Below are 19,676 nucleotides of genomic sequence, written 5' to 3' on the forward strand. Positions count from 1 at the left end.
AAAGGAAGAGGCTTTCACTACTCTTCCTTTTCTTTATGAACTTTCAATTTTTAAGTATAAATTCCCGTCTTTCCCAAAAACTAACACAAGTAAATGATGTAAGTTAGGGGTGAGAAAATGTTCGGTTTATCATCTAAGAAATCAAAAAAGACTAATACAAAAACACTTTGTTCTATCCCAGAATTTATACAAACCATGAAAGAATCAAGCGATTTTGTCTCTTATAACATACTTAAAGATGAAACGTTGTGCTTGTTTTATTATAAATCTGTCGTGGAAGCACTTATTATTAAACAATTCATTTTAACTCCTATAAAAAAGGAATCGGAACAAATCCAAAACATCTCTGATTTATGTAATATTATCTCTATTGAAGACATTATTACCTCCCCTTCTATTGATGATATTCGTGAAAAATTATTAGGTGGATATATTTTAATACGCTTAAAAAACAATTCGAATCCTGATCAATATGCTTTAATTCGTGCCGAAAGTACTGTTTTAGGAAAACGATTATATAACGATACAGAAAATGAGTATAGCGTAATCGGGCCTAAAATCGGTTTCGTTGAAAACCTTGATACAAATATCCACTTATTACGCCGAAATATCGTAACGGAGCAACTCATTTTTAAAGAAGTTACCGTCGGATCTATATCAAAAACAAAAGTAGCAGTTGCTTATATAGAAGGAATTACAAATGAACAATTTGTCAACACCGCAATTCAACGGCTAGAAGACATTGACTTTGATGTCCCATTTGATGCAACTATGATTGAGCAATTTATTAGTGATAATAGCAATTCACCTTTTCCTGTTCTATTACCTACAGAACGATTAGATCGAGCTGTATTTGCATTAATTAACGGGGAAGTTTTAATTTTAACAGATGGCTCTCCATATGCTTTATCAGGACCAACAACGTTACTGGATTTTTTCATTTCACCAGAAGATTATTATTTACCGTGGATGATTGGATCGTTCTTTCGTATTATTCGTTTTTTCGGAGCTATATTTTCTCTTTTTTCCTCCGCTATTTATACAGCGGCTTTAACATATCATTATCAAATGATCCCTGCCGATCTACTAGGTCCTATTATTTTCTCAAGAGCTAACGTACCTTTTCCTCCTATTCTAGAAGCACTCTTTTTAGAAATTACAATCGAATTGCTTCGTGAAGCAGGGGCGCGTTTACCAACAAAAGTCGGACAAACGATCGGGATTGTTGGGGGGATTGTAATTGGCCAAGCATCTGTTGAAGCAGCTTTAACAAGTACAATTTTATTAATTGCAGTTGCTTTATCCGCCCTTGCATCTTTCACAACACCGACTGTAAAGATGTCTTCTACTATCCGGTTGTTACGCTTTCCGCTTATTCTCTTAGCCGGTGCATTCGGAGGATTAGGCCTCGCTGTCGGATTTGTATTTATTTTAGCTCATTTAATTAAATTAAAATCGCTTGGATCACCTTATTTGTTACCTTTATATCCATTTCGTGGTTTAGGTACAGCAGAAGGTTTTCTTCGATTACCATTTAGTCAAACGGCACAAAGACCTTCTTTTCTTAGACCAAAATCAAAATGGCGCTACAATCCAAACAAATCGAAGCAAAAACGTGATGGTGAGAATGAATGAAAAAAATTTTATTGCACCTTATCATTATCTTCTTCGTTTTACAAACTGGCTGTACACAAACGTATATAGTGGATGCACAGCGTATTATTCATATTGCTGGATTTGACATCACAAAAAACAAAAAATTCCAAGGAACTATTCTATTCCCAGAGTACACACATGGTGTAAAGTCTAAACCAGAGACGCAAACAACATCTGCCCGTTCACTTGAAACAATTGCTTCACGATTAAATGCGAAATCTCCTCACAATGTTGTTGTAGGTCAAATGCGTGTCGTCCTATTTGGAAAGGCTCTAGGGGAACGCGGAATGGGAGAGATTATTACTAACTTACAACGTGACCCAAATATCGGGCGTGATGTACAACTAGCAATTGTAGATGGATCGGCTGAAGAGCTTTTAAATTACGGGAAAAAAAATGGGTCTTTATATATTGCTGATTTACTCGAGCAAAATATAAGAAATGAGAACATTCCACAAACTGAATTAAACATTTTTTTATATAATTATTACTCTTCTGTATGTGATGCCTATGTTCCTTATATTAAAATGGACGATAATCATTCTGTCGCTGTCAAAGGACTTGCCTTTTTAAAAGGCGATAAAGTCGTCATGTATACGGATAAAAGACATTCTGTTTTAGCAAAATTACTTATTAATCCTACGAAAAATGGACGTTACGAAGCAGCAATAAAAAAGGATAAACATAAAGGTATGGTTGTTATACAAAACTTAGCTGGGGAAAATAAGTATGATATAGATCAAACTGGCGACATACCAAAAGTAAAAATCCATTTAAAACTAAATGGATTAATTAAAAACTCTCCTAATGGGATTGATCTAAGAAAAAAAACAAATATCAACTATATAAAAAAACAAATTGAACGAAATGTCGAAAAAGACTGTGAAGATTTAATAAAACAATTTCAAGAAAAAGAAATTGATCCTTTAGGAATACGAGATGAAATTAGAAGCCATACGAGAAAATGGAATATAAAACAACTTCGAAATATGTATAAAAATATAGCGGTAGATATAAATTTAGATCTTAATATTGTACAATCTGGAATCGGAGAATAGTGAGGTGAAATAAGCAATGAATACAATGAATAAAACAAAGACCGTATCTCCATATTTTGCATTTATTTTATTGCATTCTCTCCAGGTTGGTATAGGAATTCTCGGATATCAACGTGTAATTTTGAAAAATGCAGGTTATGATGCTTGGATTTCTCTTATTATTGCAGGTATTGCAACTCATATTGTACTGTTTTGTATGTTAAAAATGCTTGAAAAAGACGGAGATTTAATTAGTATTCATACAACAACCTTTGGAAAATGGGTTGGCTCTATATTTTCTGTAATTTTCACTCTTTATTGCTTATTATTTTGCCTTACTGTTCTTCGTACATATATAGAAGTGATACAAGTTTGGATTTTCCCTACCATTAAGTTATGGAAACTTACGCTTATGTTTTTATTAGTCACTTACTACATTATAAAAGGTGGCTTCCGTTCTGTGACAGGGATATGTTTTTGGGGTATTGTTCTTCCTATGTTCGTTGTATTCTTTTTAGTCTATCCGATGAAGTATGCACATTTTCGTAATATTTTACCCATTTTTACACATTCACCTTTTGACATGCTTATATCTGCAAAACACTCTGCATTGGAATTTCTAGGGTTTGAAACAATTCTTATCTTTTATCCCTTTATTGAAAAAGGAAAATCTTTAAAAAGATGGGCCCATGCTGGAATTGCTTTTAGCACCTTAATTTATGTAGTTTTAGCTATCGTATCTTTTATGTATTACAGCGAGGGACAATTAAACCGTACTATTTGGCCTACTTTAACGATGTTAAAAATAATTAAAGTTCCTTTTATTCAGCGCTTTGAATATATTATTATTTTCGTTTGGTTTTTAATTATTTTACCAAACCTTTGCTTAACCATTTGGTCATCATGTCAAACGATGAAGCGTTCCTTTCATATTTCATTTAAATTTACATTACCGTTTTTTATTTTCATCATATTTTCAGCTTCTCTACTTTTCACAAACCGTGAAAGTATCAACACATTAAATACCGTACTATCTCAAGCGGGTTTATATATTGTATACGCTTATATCCCAATTTTATTTCTATTCCATTCGCTAAGATGTCGCTTCAAAAATCAGTCAAAAAAATCTTCAACCGATACACCGTAATCTCTGATACAATTTGATTAATACATTTGTAAAGGGGACAAGCGAATGAAAAAGTATGTATTTTCTTTACTTGCAGTACTAAGCTTAATTCTTGCTGGATGCGGAAGTACTGGTACAAATGACCAAAAATCTTCTGAATCAAAACAAGAAGAACATGACCACGCATCGCACACTCAGCAAGCTGACATTCAAGAGAAAACAAAAGGAGTCGACACACTTCCAACCTTCCTAGATAAGCTTGATCCACAAATGAAAGATATCTACACCGTCGCTGGACAAAATGCAGAGCTATTAGATTGGATTCCATGCTATTGTGGTTGCGGTGAAAGTGTAGGACATAAAAATAATAAAAACTGCTTTATTCGTGAAATTAAAAAGAATGGTGAAGTTGTTTGGGACTCCCATGCAACGACTTGCGTCAATTGCCTAGAAATTGCAGTTGAATCTGCTTCCATGAAACAAAAAGGAAAATCAACGCTTGAAATTCGTAACTATATCGATAATAAATACAAAGAAGGCTATGGCAAACCAACACCTACGCCAATGCCAAAAGCTTAAAAAACGAGGGAATTCCTCGTTTTTTCTTTTCATTCTCATTTTTTCTTAACAAATTCTTTCAAGTGTATTTCTCCTTACTTATCACACACTATATATAACTCTCGGTAAGGAGGGTACACAGTGCAAACATATAACGACTATGATAAAGCTCTCTATTACACGTATTGCTGTAATTGGGATAAATTACTCGTTCTCATGGTTCAAACGAACGATCAATTATTTTCTAAGCGTATTGAGCATTTTTTACACGCTTATCAATACAGCAAGGAACTGCCAGAAGTTGATAAACAATTGCAGCTCCTATTTCAATATATTGACCACGCATCCCAAAAGTCGCATGTAGAAGAAGTAGAACAAATTCAAATGTAAACTATAGCGCTATTCTCTTCCGGAGAATGGCGCTTTTTTTAAATTTTTATATCAATAAAAGTTTCTCCTCATAAAACTTTTATTGATAAACATATTTTTTCTTTCTTTTCCATACCACTTCATACTATAATTTAGTATGTAACTATTATAAGAGAGGTATAAAATATGGGACGAGAAAAAAAGCAAGAATATGCTTTACTTACCGCATGGGGAGCTTCTTTTATCGCTACACTGGGAAGTCTTTATTTTTCCGAAATCATGAAATTTGAGCCTTGTGTACTTTGTTGGTATCAACGTATTTTTATGTATCCATTCGTTTTATGGCTCGGTATCGCTGTAGCAAAAAAAGATTATCGCATCGCAAGTTATTCTTTACCAATTGCAAGTATTGGTGCTTGTATTTCTTTATATCACTATGCAATTCAAAAAGTCCCAGCGTTTTCAGCTGCTGGAGCAGCTTGCGGTCGTGTACCCTGCACCGGAGAATTTATAAACTGGTTTGGTTTTATTACAATCCCGTTTTTAGCACTTATCGGCTTTATTACAATCGCTGTTTGTAGCTTTATTGTCATCAAAAACAAATAAGGAGATGAAAGAATGAAAAAAATGCTTATATTTGGTGGTATTATTATCGCCTTGTTCGTAGCAATTTTCGCTGTCACACAAATGGAAGAAAAAAATGCTACTAGCCAAAAGATTGATAATCCTACTGAAAGTAAGACAAACGGTCCTGACTACTACACAAATAAAATCTCTCTTTCAGATCTTCAAAAGAACTTAAAAGAGAAAAAAGAAGAAACAGTATACTTTTATCAAACATCTTGCGTTCATTGCCAAAAATTATCTCCTGTCCTAGTGCCAATGGCTAAAGACTTAAACGTTGATATGAAAGTTATGGATATTGAAAAATTAGATGCTCCTTGGGATGAATATAAAATTCAAGGAACACCAACAATCATTCATTTTAAAGATGGCAAAGAAGTGAGCCGTATTAGCGGTGAACAGCCGAAAGATAAATTAAAAGAATGGCTTGAGCAAACGAAAAAGTAACGAGAAAAGGAAACTCCTTCTACACATGAAATGGGTGTAAAATCCCACACTAATGTATAAGGAGGGGGTTTTATGCCAGAAGTAAGATGTTCTGTTTCCAACTGTTCTTTTTGGGGACAAGGTAACTTTTGTCAAGCAAGTGCGATCATCGTTCAGCCTGATGCAGATGAAACTGGTCAAACTGAAAATGATTCATATACAGCTGCTGTTTTAACAAACGAGACGCTAGAAAGTTCTGTAGCAACGAGTGTAGAGACTTGTTGTCATACATTTAAGCCTAAATATTAACAATTATTCCACCTCATATACGTGAGGTGGTTTTTTCTTTCTCTCTTCTTGTTTACGTCATCTCTAATTCTCCCTATAATAAAGTTAACATTTTTATGAATACGAAGGTGAAATACTATGGCTAAAACAATTGCAGATATCGCCAAATTGGCTGGCGTTGCAAAAAGCACAGTCTCTCGTTACTTAAACGGCGGATATGTAAGTGATAAAACAAAACTTAAAATCGAAGGTATTATTCAGGAAACAAATTTCTCTCCCAATACATTTGCTCAAAGTTTAAAAGCAAAAACAACAAATTTAATTGGTGTCATCATCCCCCGATTAGACTCCTTCGCTACAATGAAAACACTTATCGGGATCGATAAAACATTACAGGAAAATAACTATCAAATGCTTGTAGCAAATGCAAATCAAACAACCGAAACTGAAATACAAGCAATTGAAAACTTTATAAAACAAAAGGTAGCTGGCATTATTTTATTAACAAAAACATTAACGAATGAACATCAAAAAATTATGGCTAATTCAAACATCCCTATTTTATTCGTCGGGCAAGAATATAAAGATCAATATTGCCTCGTTCACGATGATTATGATGCAGCTTATGAGTTAGGGGCATACGTTTTATCCCAAGGCCATCGACATATTGCCTATTTAGGGATAGAAAAAGATGATATTTCTGTTGGAATACATCGAAAAAATGGTTTTCAAAAAGCAATTGAAAATTTAGAACCGACTTGCAACGTTTCATATTACGAAACAACTTTCCGCATAGAAGATGCCATGAAACAAGTACAACATATTTTAGATAATAATCGCCCAACTCTTATCGTATGTGCTACAGATAACATCGCTCTTGGCGCAATGAAAGTCATTCACTCCCACTCCCTTTCTGTACCAGGTGATATTTCTGTAACAGGATTCGGTGGATATGATATTTCAGAAATGGTACACCCTAGTTTAACGACAATTGCGTTTGACTATGAGTATGCTGGAAAGCTTGCTGCCACTTCTCTTTCACAGCTTGTTGAAAACAAAACTATACCAAAAATATTACACTCTCGTTATACATTAAAAATCCAAGAAAGCGTTGACAAAATATAAAGGCGCTCTATAATAAAATTAAAACCGGTTCCACATTTTAAAAACAGGATTTTCAACATCATTTCCCTGTTTTTTATTTTAACTCATTACGGAACCGGTTCCATAAAAGAGAATTTATAGTAAGGGGGAATTTTTATGGATATGAAGCAAATTGCAACTCAAGTAATACAGAACATTGGTGGAAAGGAAAACATTGTTCGTGCCACACATTGCGCGACTCGCCTTCGTCTTATATTAAAGGATGATACGAAAATAAACTCTGCAGAAATCGAAAGCATCGATGGAGTAAAAGGTGCTTTCGCAACGACCGAGCAATATCAAATTATTTTTGGAACTGGCATAGTAAACAAAGTATATGATGAATTCTCAAAACTAATTGGAATAGCCGAACTAGATTCTACAACATCAAACGATATACCTAAGAAAAAAATGAACCCTATCGCCCGCCTAGCAAAGACACTATCTAATATTTTTGTTCCAATTATTCCAGCTATCGTCGCAAGCGGTTTACTTATGGGTCTACTCGGAATGTTGAAAGCGTTTAAATTAGTTCCTGGAGATCACTCACTTATCCAATTACTTGATATGTTCTCAAGTGCAGCTTTCATTATTTTACCTATTTTAATTGGAGTTAGTGCCGCTAAAGAATTTGGTGGTAACATTTTCTTAGGTGCAGTTGTTGGTGGTATATTAACTCACCCAAGCTTAACAAATCCTTGGACTCTTTCAAATGCAAAACCAACTGTTTTACATTTCTTTGGTATGGATATTGATATGATTGGCTATCAAGGTACTGTTTTACCTATTTTATTATGCGTATATGTTATGAGTACAATTGAAAAAGAACTTCGAAAACGTGTTCCGAACTCTTTAGATTTATTAGTTACACCATTCTTAACAATTATTATAACTGGCTTTTTATCACTTATTATTATCGGACCAATTGGATATAAAATCGGTGACGGCATTACGTACCTTTTAAATACAATCTATCAATTTGCAGGACCAGTAGCTGGACTTATATTCGGCGGATTGTATTCAACAATCGTTCTTACTGGCTTACACCATAGCTTCCACGCTATTGAAGCAGGCTTACTCGCAAATAAAGATATCGGTGTCAATTTCTTACTCCCTATTTGGTCAATGGCGAACGTTGCACAGGGCGGTGCTACTTTAGCTGTCTATTTCAAAACAAAAAACAAAAAAACGAAAGAAATTGCAATTCCGGCCGCAGCTTCAGCATTTTTAGGAATTACAGAACCAGCTATTTTTGGTGTCAATTTAAAACTTGGTAAACCATTTATTGCAGCAGCTATTGGCGGCGCAATTGGAGGCGCTTACGTTGTTTGGATGCAAGTGGCGGCTAATGCATACGGTTTAACAGGTATTCCGATGCTTACAATTGTTGCACCTCTTGGCATGATGAACATGATTCACTATATAATTGGTTTCGCTATTGCAGTTATCACTGCTTTTGTTGCCACATTCATTTTATATAAAGAAAGTAAATAATAACGGGGTGAAAACCTATGTCAAAATATAAAACAATACTGCAATCTAATAAAGACGAATTACATTCTTTATATGAAATTGCAAACCAAGATTCATGGAAACCAATTTATCATATCCACCCACCATTTGGATTAATGAATGATCCTAACGGTGTATCCTACTACAATGATGAATATCACGTTTTTTATCAGTGGTATCCATTTGGTCCCATTCATGGAATAAAGCATTGGGGGCATGTGAAGTCAAAAGACCTTATTAACTGGGAGCGTATGCCTGTAGCCATCATCCCTACTGAAAGCTATGAATCACACGGTGCATATTCTGGTAGTGCTATCGTAAAAGATGGCCTTCTTCATTTACTTTATACAGGGAATATAAAAAAGCCTAATGATTCCCGTGATGCAAAACAATGTATGGCAACAATGGATTCACAATATACGGTGACGAAATATAGTAATAATCCTGTTATTGATATAATTCCTGACGGATATACAAAACATGTACGTGATCCAAAAGTCTGGAAACATAATGATATGTACTATATGTTACTCGGTGCCCAACGTGAAAATAAAACAGGAACTCTATTACTATACAAATCACAAGACCTATACAATTGGCATTTCCAAGGTGAAATTACAACAAATTTAAAAGAATTCGGATTTATGTGGGAATGCCCCGATTACTTCCAATTATCAGGGAAAGATGTACTTCTCTTTTCACCGCAAGGAATTGAAAAAGACGGCGAAAACTTTCACAATATATACAATGTCGTTTATGCCATAGGCCATTTCGATATTAAAAATTTATATTTCCATGTTGATTCCTATTACGAAGCTGATAAAGGATTCGATTTTTATGCCCCTCAAACTTTAGAAGACTCTACTAGTCGTCGCCTATTGTTTGCTTGGGCAGGATCAAGTGAAATCACATATCCTTCTGATGATTATATGTGGGCTCATTGCCTAACACTTCCACGTGAATTAACATTAGAAGATAACATCTTAAAACAAAAACCAGTTTCAGAATTAACAAAACTACGAACAACAAAAAAAGAAATTTCAGGAGATATAACAGCTGGATTAAATGTATTATCAACGCTTGATGATAAAGGCTCCTATGAATTAATTGTTACACTTAAAACAGAAGATGCAAAGCGTTTTGGGCTTTCTCTCTTCCACAATGAGGAGGAATGTTTCCCCATTACATTTAATCGGGCACAAGGTACTATTTCTATAGACAGGGGCAACTTCTACCATCAATTTGGCGGAGAATATGGATTTGAACGCTGTAAAAAAATCGATATTCAAGATACGATAGAACTACAAATATTTGTAGATAAAAGCATCGTGGAAATTTTCTTATACGATGGTTCAACAGTCTTTACGTCCCGAGTTTTTCCTCGAAAAGACATGAAACATCATATCGCAATCTTTTCAGATGCAAAACTAAACTTTATCATCACACAATATAAGCTGAAAAGAGGGATTGTATGAGAAATGTCTTTTGTATAGGTGAACTATTAATTGATTTTGTGTGCCGAAATACTAACGTTTCTTTAGTAAACGGTTCAGATTTCGAAAAAAAAGCTGGTGGAGCACCCGCTAACGTTGCTGCTGCGATTACAAAATTAGGTGGACACGCTACATTTATGGGGCAAGTAGGAAATGACCCATTTGGTGAGTTTCTTGAACAAACTTTACAGCGTGCGCAAGTCGATACATCCATGCTCATAAAAGATAAACAAACAACACTTGCATTCGTATCCATCGATCAAGATGGGGAACGTGATTTTACTTTTATGCGTGGTGCAGATGGTGAATATCAATTCAATAGCATTGATTTATCAAAAATACAAACGAATGATTTAATACATTTCGGTTCAGCGACAGCTTTACTATCAAGCCCATTAAAAGAAACGTATTTTCAGTTGTTACAATATGCGAAAGATAACGGCCATTTTATTTCTTTTGATCCAAATTATCGAAGTGCACTCATTACAAATACAGAACAATTCTCTCAAGATTGTCTAACCTTTATAAAACATGCACACTTCGTAAAAGTAAGTCAAGAGGAAGCTACTATGCTCTCTAAAGAGAGTGATTTACAACAAGCTGCACTCAAATTATTAAATTATGGCGCAAAAGTAGTAGCTATTACACTTGGAAAAGACGGTACACTTCTTGCGACAAATGAAGGTCAAACCATTGTCTCTTCTATTTCCATTCAACAAGTCGATACAACTGGTGCTGGTGATGCTTTCGTTGGAGCAATGTTATATCAGATTGCCCAAAGTGAACATACACTTTCATATCATTTCAAAGACTTAACAGCGTTTATCTCCTTTGCAAATAAAGTAGGTGCTATCACATGTACAAATTACGGTGCAATTGCCTCTCTTCCATCATTAACAGATATAAAAGCATACGATTAATCGTATGCTTTTTTACATTCCCCTCCAAAAATCATGCATAATAAAAAAGTACAAAATAACGAGAACGGCCGTCCCGCATAAGGTAATGCGCCGATATATACTCTTCTCTCCTTCCCTCGCTTTCACAAACGCCCAAATAAATCCGAAGAACAATATTAAATCAACATATGGAACATAAAAAGAAAAGACGAGAAACGCATATAAATACACGATAAATAAACAGGTCGTTACTAAAAAAACTTTAAACGCAAATTCACTTTTCATAATATAACCGCCCCCTATCTGTACTGTATTATATTCAGCAAAATATAATAGTTGCAGTTAAACTCCAAGTATAAATAAGCTACCGTCTATAAAACGGTAGCCATTACGGAACATTGTATTCTCGTTTATATATATTACTTAAAATCGAAGAAGGAATTTGCTCGTAACGAATTTTCTCTCCTGTTTCATCTATAATATACAAATTGTTTCCTATATAATATATTCCATCTTTTCGTTTTGAGTACACTGGATATCTTTCATTTGGCAATACCGTTTTCACTTTTGTTAACTGTCCATTTGGTTCTTGCCAATATATATCCGCGCGGTCTACTAGCGTAAGTACTCCAATTTGTTCTTCTTCTATTTTCCGACTATTCCAGCTCACAACGCGATAACCAAGCTTATTCGCTTCATATTCGGGGCTCGTATGAAAACGAGAAATGATTACTTTTGTTTGTAATTGTACTCTGTCATATAACCATTGTATATCCCTGTCATGCATGCGAATACAACCATTTGATTCCCTACTTCCAATCGTCCATTCCCGATTTGTCCCGTGAATTGCATATTCATTCTTATCTAGTCCAAGCCACCTCGTACCGAGAGGATTATTCGGTGCACCCCCAGGTATTTTTTTTCGATGGTATTCTTTATTTTTAAATTTAGTTATAATACAAAAGTTACCTTCAGGCGTAGGTGTACGATCTCTTCCAGTCGTTACTGGAAATGTTTTTGTATAATTTCCATTCTCAAAAAAAGACAACTGATTTGTCGTAAGATTCACTAATATTAAATGATCTGTATTAGCAAAAGCACTAACCGGTAGGATGAAAAATAATAGTATGACGAAACATAACTTTTTCAGCTATATCCCCCCTAGCGCTCACTATAATAAGTGGAATTAACATTACTTTGCTCTTATAAATGAAAACTATCCATTTACAATAACGCCCCCATTTACATGTATCATTTGTCCAGTAACATAAGAAGAATCACCAGACGCTAAATATACGTATGCCGGCGCTAACTCATATGGTTGACCAGGCCTTTGCATTGGGACATTGCTCCCAAACTGAGAGACTTTCTTCTCATCAAAGCTCGATGGAATAAGCGGTGTCCAAATCGGTCCTGGTGCAACACCATTTACCCGAATCCCTTTTTGCACTAACGATTGAGAAAGTGATCTTGTAAAAGCTACGATTGCTCCTTTCGTCGCGGAATAATCAATTAACGTTTCATTTCCTTCATATGCAACGATAGATGCCGTATTTATAATGACATCCCCTTTCTTCAAATGAGAAAGGGCTGCTTTCGCAACGTGAAAATAAGAAAAAATATTAATACGAAAAGTCTTTTCTAGCTGTTCTGCTGTAATATACTCTAGTCCTTGCTGCGGATATTGCTGCGCGACATTATTTACTAAAACCTGTAAACTACCTAGCTGCTGGACGGTCTCTTGAACAACATCTTTACAATGCTGTTCATCACTTAAATCACCCGGCAACAATACACACTTTACACCTTCTTTCTCAACATATTGCTTCGTCTCATTAGCATCTTCTTCCTCATCTAAATAAGCAATCGCAACATTTGCTCCTTCTTTTGCAAAAGCGATGGAAACTGCTCGTCCAATTCCGCTATCTCCCCCTGTAATTAATACATTCTTTCCTTTTAACTTTTCGCTACCTTTATAATTGGGATCTTCAAACTGTGGTAGAGGATTCATTAATGATTCAATACCAGGCTGCTTATTTTGATGTTGCGCAGGCATTGTTATAAAGTTTTTTTGCTGTGGCATAGCTGCTTTCAACTCCTTTTCCTTAGCATGTGCACAATAAAAAGCTGAAATTCACACATCGGTTTACGATTAATATTCGAATTTAAGACACAAAATATGAATTGTTATAAACTTTTTATGCAAAACTATTGCAAAATAGATAAAAAACGAATATTATATATAACTGTTGTGAAAATTATTCGTAAACAGAAAGGATGTTTATATGTTTAACCTTTCAAAACATAAAACTTCTATTAAAACTGAAATTATGGCAGGTATTATTACCTTCTTAACAATGGCATATATCATTGTCGTAAACCCTGTTATCCTTGGAGATGCAGGTGTTCCATTTGAACAAGCATTTACAGCAACAATTATTGCTGCTGTTGTCGGAACATTATTTATGGCAATCTTTACAAACTTACCAATCGCAATCGCGCCAGGTATGGGATTAAATGCTTACTTCTCTTACTCTGTTGTAAAAGCGCATGAAGGCATGACTTTCGCAATTGCATTCTCTGCTGTATTCGTAGCAGGTATGATTTTAATTTTGCTATCATTTACATCTTTCCGTACAAAATTAATGGAAGCAATTCCTGAAAACTTAAAACATGCAATTACTGCTGGTATCGGGTTATTTATCGCCTTTATCGGTTTACGATTAACTGGTATCGTTACAAAAAATGATGCAAACTTAGTTGGACTTGGTGATCTTCACTCTGCTCCAGTTCTACTAGCATTAGCTGGACTTGGAATTACTATTATCCTTATGTCTTTAAATGTAAATGGCGCACTATTTATCGGTATGCTATTAACTGGTATTATCGCTTTCCTCACAGGACAATTAACATTCTCAAACGGTGTTACATCAATGCCTGGATTACCAGAAGGAATTATCGTTTCAAATCCAATTACTGCTGTATCTGACGTAATTAACTATGGATTATACGGCGTTGTATTTTCATTCTTCCTTGTTACATTATTTGATACAACAGGTACATTACTTGGGGTAGCTCAACAAGGTGGATTTATGAAAGACGGAAAACTCCCAAAAGCTGGACGAGCTCTTCTATCTGACTCATTCTCAGCAACTATTGGTTCTATGTTCGGAACGACACCATCAACAGCTTACATTGAATCATCTGCTGGTGTTGCAGCTGGTGGTCGTACTGGTTTAACAACTGTTACAGTAGCTGTTCTATTCGCACTAGCAGCATTCTTCGGACCATTAGTAAGTGCTGTCTCTGGTGTATCAGCTATTACTGCTCCATCATTAATTATCGTTGGTAGTCTTATGATGGGTTCAGTTCGCCACATCGATTGGGACGCATTTGATGAAGCATTCCCAGCATTTTTAGTAATCTTAAGCATGCCTCTTACATCAAGTATCGCAACAGGTATCGCACTTGGATTTATTTCATATCCACTTATGAAAGTGGCAAAAGGTAAATTCCGTGCTGTTCACCCACTTGTATATGTATTTGGAATTTTGTTTGCTTATCAATTGATATTCTTACCACATTAAAAAAGTAGAGCATCGAAATCCGATGCTCTACTTTTCTTTTACAACAATCATTCAAAATATGAAGAAGGTTATAACCTTTTAATACTTCTCTTCTACCTTTAATTCTTTACTATACTTTTGAATGAAAACTGATGAAATAACCATTACTATGCCCACACTAAAACCAATAAGTTGATCTATTAACATTTCATCATGAATAAACCAGCGAAGTAAAAATACGCTACCAAAAATAAACATCATAATAAACCCAATATGCCTAAGTCCTTTATAGACATTTTCCATATGTATCACCTCTTCACATAACATTATCCATATTATACCATGCAACCATCAAGTAACCGTATCGTCCTCTGACAATATGCAGCTACCTTTTGATCATGTGTAACAACTAGCACTGTTTTTCCTTCTTTATTAATCTCTTGTAAAATACTCATAATTTTCTCCCCATTTTCTTGATCAAGAGCACCAGTCGGTTCATCAGCAAGTATAATTTTTGTATCTTGTGCTAAAGCCCTTGCTATTGCTGTTCTTTGCTGTTCTCCTCCTGATAACTCGTAAGGATATTTGTTAATATGCCTCTCAAGCCCTACCATTTTCAGCATTTTTTTTGATATTTGCATACGTTTCTTATGAGAAATTCTTCTATATATAAGCGGAAGCATTACATTGTCAACAACTGTATAATCATCTAATATAGTAGGTTACCGCTTAGAGTTGGATAGAATGCACTTGTTGAGGTTGATGTTGCTAATAATACTAAAGTCGTAATTGAAAAAACTTTTCCTTTCATTAACAATCACCTCATAAATTTAATAGTTTAGTAGCGCTACATCATCATAATATCCTTCAAATAAATTCTCCTCAACAAGAAACCCCGGTGTTTTACAAACTCTTTAAACACTTAAACATTCATACATTTTTAAAAAGTAACGTATAAGTAGCAATATAAAAAAGCTGCGGAGAAACTCTTCTCCGCAGCCTAATACTTATTTTTGCAAGAACGCCTTTAAATCTGCAAACTGTCTCTTTGCATCTTCATAGCCTTGCTCGTATAAATTTTGTAGTTTTGCTGTATCTTTTTCCATACGATCTACTTGAAGCGGCACTTCTGGGCGAATAACAAATAAATTGCCAGCTTGTTCTTCTTTTTCAATATAGTGAAGTGTTTCATTATACACTTCATAACGATTCAGCATCGTGTTAACAAGGTTCGGATATTTTTTATAAGCTTTCGCTGCAACCCATCCAAACCTTGATTTTTTCTTCGCGTAGCCATGATTTCTCGTTAAAATAACGACTGATTTTTTAAATCCATCCTCTTGCGCTTTACGAACTGGAATTGGATCAGAAATCCCGCCATCTAACAGTTGTTTACCGCGGTAATTTACTACCGGTGCAATGAAAGGCAATGAACTAGACGCTTGTAATAAATTTAGCGCATCATCATTCGTTCCTTCTTTTTCAAAATAAACAGATTGCCCTGTTTCACAATCCGTCGTTCCTACAAGGAAACGTTCCGGGCTATTAAAGTATGTTTCAAAATCAAACGGCACATACTTTTCTGGAATTTCATGAAAAATGAAATCCATATCAAATAGCTGACGTTTTCTCCATAAGTTTTTATACGATAAATATTTCGGATGTGATGCATAATCAATATTGACCGTTTTATTTCTATTTCTTTGTCTGGAAAGATACGACGCTGCATGACAAGCACCAGCTGATACACCGATTACATATGGAAAATATAAATCTTGTTCCATAAAGTATTCTAATATCCCGCCCGTGTACACACCACGCATACCGCCGCCTTCTAATACTAACCCCGTATTTTCAAGCATGTTACTCTCTCCTCTATATATATTGACTCTTTAATTATTCACCATGTTAAGTATCTTTTTCTATTATATATGAGTTCTTTCAGAAATTATATTTAAAAGACTTGAGAAGAAGGAGTTTTTTCTTCCAATTATATTTCCAAATGATTGGAGACATCCTTTATAAACCTTTGAATAAAGTCTTGCTCTTCTTTCGTATATCCATCTAAAAGTAACAACCACTTTTCTTCAGCTTGCTTATGCAATTTTTCATGAGCTTTATATATTTCATTCCCACTTTCCGTTAAGCGGAAGAAGATTTCTTTTTGATTATCTAACATTTGCATCTTCTCAACGAATTGCTTTTGAAACAACTTTGTACAAATTTTAGAGATTGCTCCCTTCGTCATGCCCATTTCTGTCGTAATTGCCGTTACATTCATCAAACCATTTTTTCCGATACATTCGATTACATGTAACTCAGATAAAGACATACTACTTACACCTGTCTCACGAAGAAACTTCTCGTTTTGTCGTTTTAAATGTTCTTCTTTTTTATGCAAAAGTGTACGAATGTCCGACAGTATTTCCATTTGCTTCGTTGCATGCTTCAATCCGTTCGCCTCCTAAGTTTCCGAAGAAACAATTTAACTATATACCATTTTAAAATTATTTTTTCATCTTTACAAGTGAGAAAATCATGTTAAAATAAATTTAGTTTCCTAGGAAACTAAATTACAAGGGGGTTAACAAGATGAAAAAATCTAAACTAAATTTCATTTTATATGTTATCTGTATTAGTGCCTTATTCGGTTCCTTCGCTCAAAATATTTACACACCTATCTTACCGATGATTCAAAATTCTTTTCATACTTCTCTTTATCTTGTAAATGTAACAGTTTCACTTTTTACATTCGTTCTTGCGATTATGCAGCTCATATATGGCCCTTTAATTGATACAAAAGGGAGAAAATCTGTCCTTATTCCTAGTTTAATTATTAGTACGATTGCTTCAATCGGATGTGCTTTTTCGGCAAACATTTATTTATTTCTCTTTTTTAGAGCTGTTCAAGCTATAGGAATAGCGGCTATACCTGTAGTTTCAGCAACGATTATCGGCGATTTATTTGAAGGAAAAGAACGCGGAGAAGCGATGAGCCTATACCAAATGTTACTTGCCCTCGCACCTGCAATGGCTCCTCTCATAGGTGGTTATCTTGGCAGTATAAATGGTCACTTATCTGTATTTCTCTTTTTATCTACACTTGGCATTATCTTATTAATGATAAACATTTCACTACTTCCAGAAACAAAGCCAAGTGTAATTAAGCAGTCTAAAGCACAAAAGAATTACTCTCTTATCTTAAAAAATAAAACTGGATTTTCTATTACTCTTATTGGCTTCATTCAATTTTGTATTTACTTTTGCTTTCTCGTTTTTTTACCGAGTATTTTAACAAATTCATTTCATTTAACTGTAAATAAAATTGGTCTTATGTTTGTACCAATGTCTCTTTCTATCATGCTAGGAAGTTTTTGCTACAAGTTTTTGCAAAAACGCCTCACAACAAAGCAAGCTTTATTTATTACGAGTTTCTTCAATATTATATGTGTCGTTTTATTCTCTTTCACATATAGCATCAATATCCCCTTCATCATTATCGTTACATCTTTGTACGGTTTTAGTATGGGACTTTCTATGCCAACTCACACTACTTTATTAACAGAAGAATTCGTACAAGAACGTGCAACAGCTATCGGTATATACAACTTCATCCGCTATCTTGGTATGGGTACAGGGCCACTTATAGGTGGATTTCTTTTATTTAACCAAAATTACTTTTGGATTTTCTTCCTAGGCGCAATTATGTTTTTACTTGTAATCTTATATGCAATGAAAATGCTAAGTTTTCATGCTGTACAAAAATTAAAATAGAGCCCCCAAAATGTCGGCTCTATTTTACCCTCTTTGATCCGCAACAATATGAATATCAATATACTTTGTTTGTCTCATAATTTCATTTACAATAGAGCCTTTTCGTATTTCTTCCCACCTTGTTCTTGCAGATTGTCCAAGTAAAATTTGCGTCACTTGTAATCTTCTTGCGACTTCAATAATAACATCCGCTGGTTTTCTCCCTTTCGCCTCTTCTAATACAAAACTCGCATCAAATTGATTGGTTAACGATTTCCACTCTTCAATCGTCTGCTTTTTTCCAGCTGAAATAGAATCTATATTTTCCCTCTCAACGTTTAATACGTACAATTCAGCATTTAACCGATCAGCCATGCGCCATCCCCGTCTTATTAATTTCTCCGCTGTTGAACTGTATTGTACACAAACGAGAATTTTTTCTTTTACGCCAATTGGTTCTATTACTGTTTGGCTAATTTTCTCGTCCATATCATCAGCAACTTCTCGAAGTGATAATTCCCTAAGTGCTCCTAAATTATTAAGTGTAAAGAAGTTTTGTAAGCTTTGCTGAATTTTTTCTTCTTTATATATCTTTCCGTCTATTAGTCTCTTCCTTAATACCTCAGGCGTTGCATCAACGAGCTGAATTTCATTTGCTTTTTGTAAAATAAAATCTGGAATTCGTTCTCTTACTTTTACATTCGTAATTTGAGCTACAATATCATGAACACTTTCTAAATGTTGAATATTAAAAGCTGATAATACCGATATACCAGCCTCTAACAATTCCTGCACATCCATATAACGTTTCTTATATTTAGAACCAGGAACATTACTATGAGCAAGTTCATCCACTATGACTACTTGCGGCGCGCGTTTTTTTATTCCTTCCACATCAAGCTCATAAAATACCTTTCCTTTATACTGTATTTCTTTTAAAGGAACTTTTTCTAAATAAGCAATTGCTTCTTCCGTCTCTTTTCTTCCATGCGTTTCAATTAAACCAATTACAATATCAATTCCATCTTTTTTCATTTCTCTTGCATCAAAGAGCATTTTATAACTTTTTCCTACGCCTGGAGCTGCTCCGACATATAGCTTTAACTTTCCGCGATTTTGCTGACGAATATATTCTAAATATTCCTCTGGCGTTCGCCTTTGAAACTTCGGTTCATAATCATCTGCATACAAAATAAACACTACCTTTCATTCGAAACAACGCTACC

21 protein-coding genes and 1 pseudogene are annotated in these 19,676 nt (G+C 34.7%); 14 read left to right on the forward strand and 8 right to left on the reverse strand.

What is annotated here, in order from left to right; all coding sequences use genetic code 11:
- Nucleotides 1–117 precede the first annotated feature (117 nt).
- The 12 genes from ACTFR8_RS19650 (at nucleotide 118) to ACTFR8_RS19705 (ending at nucleotide 11,152) form a co-directional block, all read left to right on the forward strand.
- Entirely contained in the window at nucleotides 118–1,635 is a 1,518-nt protein-coding gene (locus tag ACTFR8_RS19650) for a spore germination protein (protein WP_000467488.1), read from the forward strand.
- A complete protein-coding gene (locus ACTFR8_RS19655) occupies nucleotides 1,632–2,714 on the forward strand; it encodes a Ger(x)C family spore germination protein (RefSeq protein ID WP_050821641.1) in 1,083 nt (360 codons plus the stop codon). Before ACTFR8_RS19650 ends, ACTFR8_RS19655 begins: the two co-directional genes overlap by 4 nt.
- 16 nt (nucleotides 2,715–2,730) lie before the next feature.
- Nucleotides 2,731–3,840, forward strand: a complete 1,110-nt coding sequence (locus ACTFR8_RS19660; protein WP_001095044.1) for a GerAB/ArcD/ProY family transporter — start codon at nucleotides 2,731–2,733, stop codon at nucleotides 3,838–3,840.
- Between the two features lie 45 nt (nucleotides 3,841–3,885).
- Entirely contained in the window at nucleotides 3,886–4,398 is a 513-nt protein-coding gene (locus ACTFR8_RS19665) for a PCYCGC domain-containing protein (RefSeq protein WP_000761029.1), read from the forward strand.
- Between the two features lie 120 nt (nucleotides 4,399–4,518).
- Nucleotides 4,519–4,767, forward strand: a complete 249-nt coding sequence (locus ACTFR8_RS19670) for a YhdB family protein (protein ID WP_001195459.1) — start codon at nucleotides 4,519–4,521, stop codon at nucleotides 4,765–4,767.
- Between the two features lie 165 nt (nucleotides 4,768–4,932).
- On the forward strand, nucleotides 4,933–5,352 hold the full coding sequence (locus ACTFR8_RS19675; RefSeq protein WP_000532264.1) for a disulfide formation protein C: 420 nt from the start codon (nucleotides 4,933–4,935) through the stop codon (nucleotides 5,350–5,352).
- A gap of 12 nt (nucleotides 5,353–5,364) precedes the next feature.
- Nucleotides 5,365–5,817, forward strand: a complete 453-nt coding sequence (locus tag ACTFR8_RS19680; RefSeq protein ID WP_000738450.1) for a thioredoxin family protein — start codon at nucleotides 5,365–5,367, stop codon at nucleotides 5,815–5,817.
- Nucleotides 5,818–5,889: 72 nt separating this feature from the next.
- Nucleotides 5,890–6,105 carry a DUF1540 domain-containing protein gene (locus ACTFR8_RS19685; protein ID WP_001115481.1) on the forward strand — a complete coding sequence of 72 codons (216 nt, stop codon included), beginning with the start codon at nucleotides 5,890–5,892 and terminating at the stop codon, nucleotides 6,103–6,105.
- Nucleotides 6,106–6,222: 117 nt separating this feature from the next.
- Nucleotides 6,223–7,209: a LacI family DNA-binding transcriptional regulator gene (locus tag ACTFR8_RS19690; protein ID WP_001140396.1), complete on the forward strand. Its 987-nt coding sequence runs from the start codon at nucleotides 6,223–6,225 to the stop codon at nucleotides 7,207–7,209.
- Nucleotides 7,210–7,344: 135 nt separating this feature from the next.
- The gene (locus tag ACTFR8_RS19695; protein WP_000367323.1) at nucleotides 7,345–8,721 is read left to right on the forward strand and encodes a sucrose-specific PTS transporter subunit IIBC; all 1,377 of its coding nucleotides are present in this window, start codon (nucleotides 7,345–7,347) and stop codon (nucleotides 8,719–8,721) included.
- 17 nt (nucleotides 8,722–8,738) lie between these two features.
- Entirely contained in the window at nucleotides 8,739–10,214 is a 1,476-nt protein-coding gene (gene scrB, locus ACTFR8_RS19700; RefSeq protein WP_000049734.1) for a beta-fructofuranosidase, read from the forward strand.
- A complete protein-coding gene (locus ACTFR8_RS19705; RefSeq protein ID WP_001246642.1) occupies nucleotides 10,211–11,152 on the forward strand; it encodes a carbohydrate kinase family protein in 942 nt (313 codons plus the stop codon). The genes scrB and ACTFR8_RS19705 overlap by 4 nt, the downstream gene beginning before the upstream one ends.
- Nucleotides 11,153–11,164: 12 nt before the next feature.
- Here the strand turns inward: ACTFR8_RS19705 and ACTFR8_RS19710 are convergent, their stop codons facing one another.
- From ACTFR8_RS19710 to ACTFR8_RS19720, 3 genes are all read right to left on the reverse strand, one after another.
- Nucleotides 11,165–11,416: a hypothetical protein gene (locus tag ACTFR8_RS19710; RefSeq protein ID WP_000834195.1), complete on the reverse strand. Its 252-nt coding sequence runs from the start codon at nucleotides 11,414–11,416 to the stop codon at nucleotides 11,165–11,167.
- A gap of 103 nt (nucleotides 11,417–11,519) precedes the next feature.
- The gene (locus tag ACTFR8_RS19715) at nucleotides 11,520–12,281 is read right to left on the reverse strand and encodes a L,D-transpeptidase (protein WP_044584150.1); all 762 of its coding nucleotides are present in this window, start codon (nucleotides 12,279–12,281) and stop codon (nucleotides 11,520–11,522) included.
- Between the two features lie 66 nt (nucleotides 12,282–12,347).
- Complete coding sequence (locus ACTFR8_RS19720; RefSeq protein ID WP_001136259.1) at nucleotides 12,348–13,214, reverse strand: SDR family oxidoreductase; 867 nt, start codon at nucleotides 13,212–13,214, stop codon at nucleotides 12,348–12,350.
- 202 nt (nucleotides 13,215–13,416) lie between these two features.
- On the opposite strand from ACTFR8_RS19720, the gene ACTFR8_RS19725 reads away from it, so the two are divergent.
- Nucleotides 13,417–14,718 (forward strand): NCS2 family permease, encoded by a 1,302-nt coding sequence (locus ACTFR8_RS19725; RefSeq protein WP_000482712.1) that lies wholly within the window; start codon nucleotides 13,417–13,419, stop codon nucleotides 14,716–14,718.
- A 78-nt stretch (nucleotides 14,719–14,796) separates the two neighbouring features.
- Here the strand turns inward: ACTFR8_RS19725 and ACTFR8_RS19730 are convergent, their stop codons facing one another.
- From ACTFR8_RS19730 to ACTFR8_RS19745, 4 genes and pseudogenes are all read right to left on the reverse strand, one after another.
- Nucleotides 14,797–15,000 carry a hypothetical protein gene (locus ACTFR8_RS19730; RefSeq protein WP_000432804.1) on the reverse strand — a complete coding sequence of 68 codons (204 nt, stop codon included), beginning with the start codon at nucleotides 14,998–15,000 and terminating at the stop codon, nucleotides 14,797–14,799.
- Nucleotides 15,001–15,032: 32 nt separating this feature from the next.
- Nucleotides 15,033–15,416: pseudogene (locus ACTFR8_RS19735) on the reverse strand (ABC transporter ATP-binding protein); the annotation flags it as partial.
- Nucleotides 15,417–15,704: 288 nt separating this feature from the next.
- Entirely contained in the window at nucleotides 15,705–16,559 is an 855-nt protein-coding gene (locus ACTFR8_RS19740; RefSeq protein ID WP_000892691.1) for a patatin-like phospholipase family protein, read from the reverse strand.
- Nucleotides 16,560–16,687: 128 nt separating this feature from the next.
- Nucleotides 16,688–17,149 carry a MarR family transcriptional regulator gene (locus ACTFR8_RS19745; RefSeq protein ID WP_000679679.1) on the reverse strand — a complete coding sequence of 154 codons (462 nt, stop codon included), beginning with the start codon at nucleotides 17,147–17,149 and terminating at the stop codon, nucleotides 16,688–16,690.
- A 140-nt stretch (nucleotides 17,150–17,289) separates the two neighbouring features.
- On the opposite strand from ACTFR8_RS19745, the gene ACTFR8_RS19750 reads away from it, so the two are divergent.
- A complete protein-coding gene (locus ACTFR8_RS19750) occupies nucleotides 17,290–18,471 on the forward strand; it encodes an MFS transporter (RefSeq protein ID WP_000748711.1) in 1,182 nt (393 codons plus the stop codon).
- A gap of 24 nt (nucleotides 18,472–18,495) precedes the next feature.
- On the opposite strand, the gene kdpDN is transcribed toward ACTFR8_RS19750, so the two are convergent.
- Nucleotides 18,496–19,650: a KdpD-like non-kinase potassium sensor gene (gene kdpDN / locus ACTFR8_RS19755; RefSeq protein WP_080989179.1), complete on the reverse strand. Its 1,155-nt coding sequence runs from the start codon at nucleotides 19,648–19,650 to the stop codon at nucleotides 18,496–18,498.
- Nucleotides 19,651–19,676: the final 26 nt, after the last annotated feature.

It is taken from the genome of Bacillus cereus group sp. MYBK15-3, assembly GCF_051916765.1.
Taxonomy (GTDB): domain Bacteria; phylum Bacillota; class Bacilli; order Bacillales; family Bacillaceae_G; genus Bacillus_A; species Bacillus_A cereus.

Bases quoted from the DNA above. Each gene is read 5' to 3' on its own strand.
- ACTFR8_RS19650 (WP_000467488.1), top strand. From the start codon at position 118: ATGTTCGGTTTATCATCTAAGAAATCAAAAAAGACTAATACAAAAACA.
- ACTFR8_RS19655 (WP_050821641.1), top strand. From the start codon at position 1,632: ATGAAAAAAATTTTATTGCACCTTATCATTATCTTCTTCGTTTTACAA.
- ACTFR8_RS19660 (WP_001095044.1), top strand. From the start codon at position 2,731: ATGAATACAATGAATAAAACAAAGACCGTATCTCCATATTTTGCATTT.
- ACTFR8_RS19665 (WP_000761029.1), top strand. From the start codon at position 3,886: ATGAAAAAGTATGTATTTTCTTTACTTGCAGTACTAAGCTTAATTCTT.
- ACTFR8_RS19675 (WP_000532264.1), top strand. From the start codon at position 4,933: ATGGGACGAGAAAAAAAGCAAGAATATGCTTTACTTACCGCATGGGGA.
- ACTFR8_RS19680 (WP_000738450.1), top strand. From the start codon at position 5,365: ATGAAAAAAATGCTTATATTTGGTGGTATTATTATCGCCTTGTTCGTA.
- ACTFR8_RS19685 (WP_001115481.1), top strand. From the start codon at position 5,890: ATGCCAGAAGTAAGATGTTCTGTTTCCAACTGTTCTTTTTGGGGACAA.
- ACTFR8_RS19690 (WP_001140396.1), top strand. From the start codon at position 6,223: ATGGCTAAAACAATTGCAGATATCGCCAAATTGGCTGGCGTTGCAAAA.
- ACTFR8_RS19695 (WP_000367323.1), top strand. From the start codon at position 7,345: ATGGATATGAAGCAAATTGCAACTCAAGTAATACAGAACATTGGTGGA.
- scrB (WP_000049734.1), top strand. From the start codon at position 8,739: ATGTCAAAATATAAAACAATACTGCAATCTAATAAAGACGAATTACAT.
- ACTFR8_RS19705 (WP_001246642.1), top strand. From the start codon at position 10,211: ATGAGAAATGTCTTTTGTATAGGTGAACTATTAATTGATTTTGTGTGC.
- ACTFR8_RS19710 (WP_000834195.1), bottom strand. From the start codon at position 11,416: ATGAAAAGTGAATTTGCGTTTAAAGTTTTTTTAGTAACGACCTGTTTA.
- ACTFR8_RS19720 (WP_001136259.1), bottom strand. From the start codon at position 13,214: ATGCCACAGCAAAAAAACTTTATAACAATGCCTGCGCAACATCAAAAT.
- ACTFR8_RS19725 (WP_000482712.1), top strand. From the start codon at position 13,417: ATGTTTAACCTTTCAAAACATAAAACTTCTATTAAAACTGAAATTATG.
- ACTFR8_RS19730 (WP_000432804.1), bottom strand. From the start codon at position 15,000: ATGGAAAATGTCTATAAAGGACTTAGGCATATTGGGTTTATTATGATG.
- ACTFR8_RS19740 (WP_000892691.1), bottom strand. From the start codon at position 16,559: ATGCTTGAAAATACGGGGTTAGTATTAGAAGGCGGCGGTATGCGTGGT.
- ACTFR8_RS19750 (WP_000748711.1), top strand. From the start codon at position 17,290: ATGAAAAAATCTAAACTAAATTTCATTTTATATGTTATCTGTATTAGT.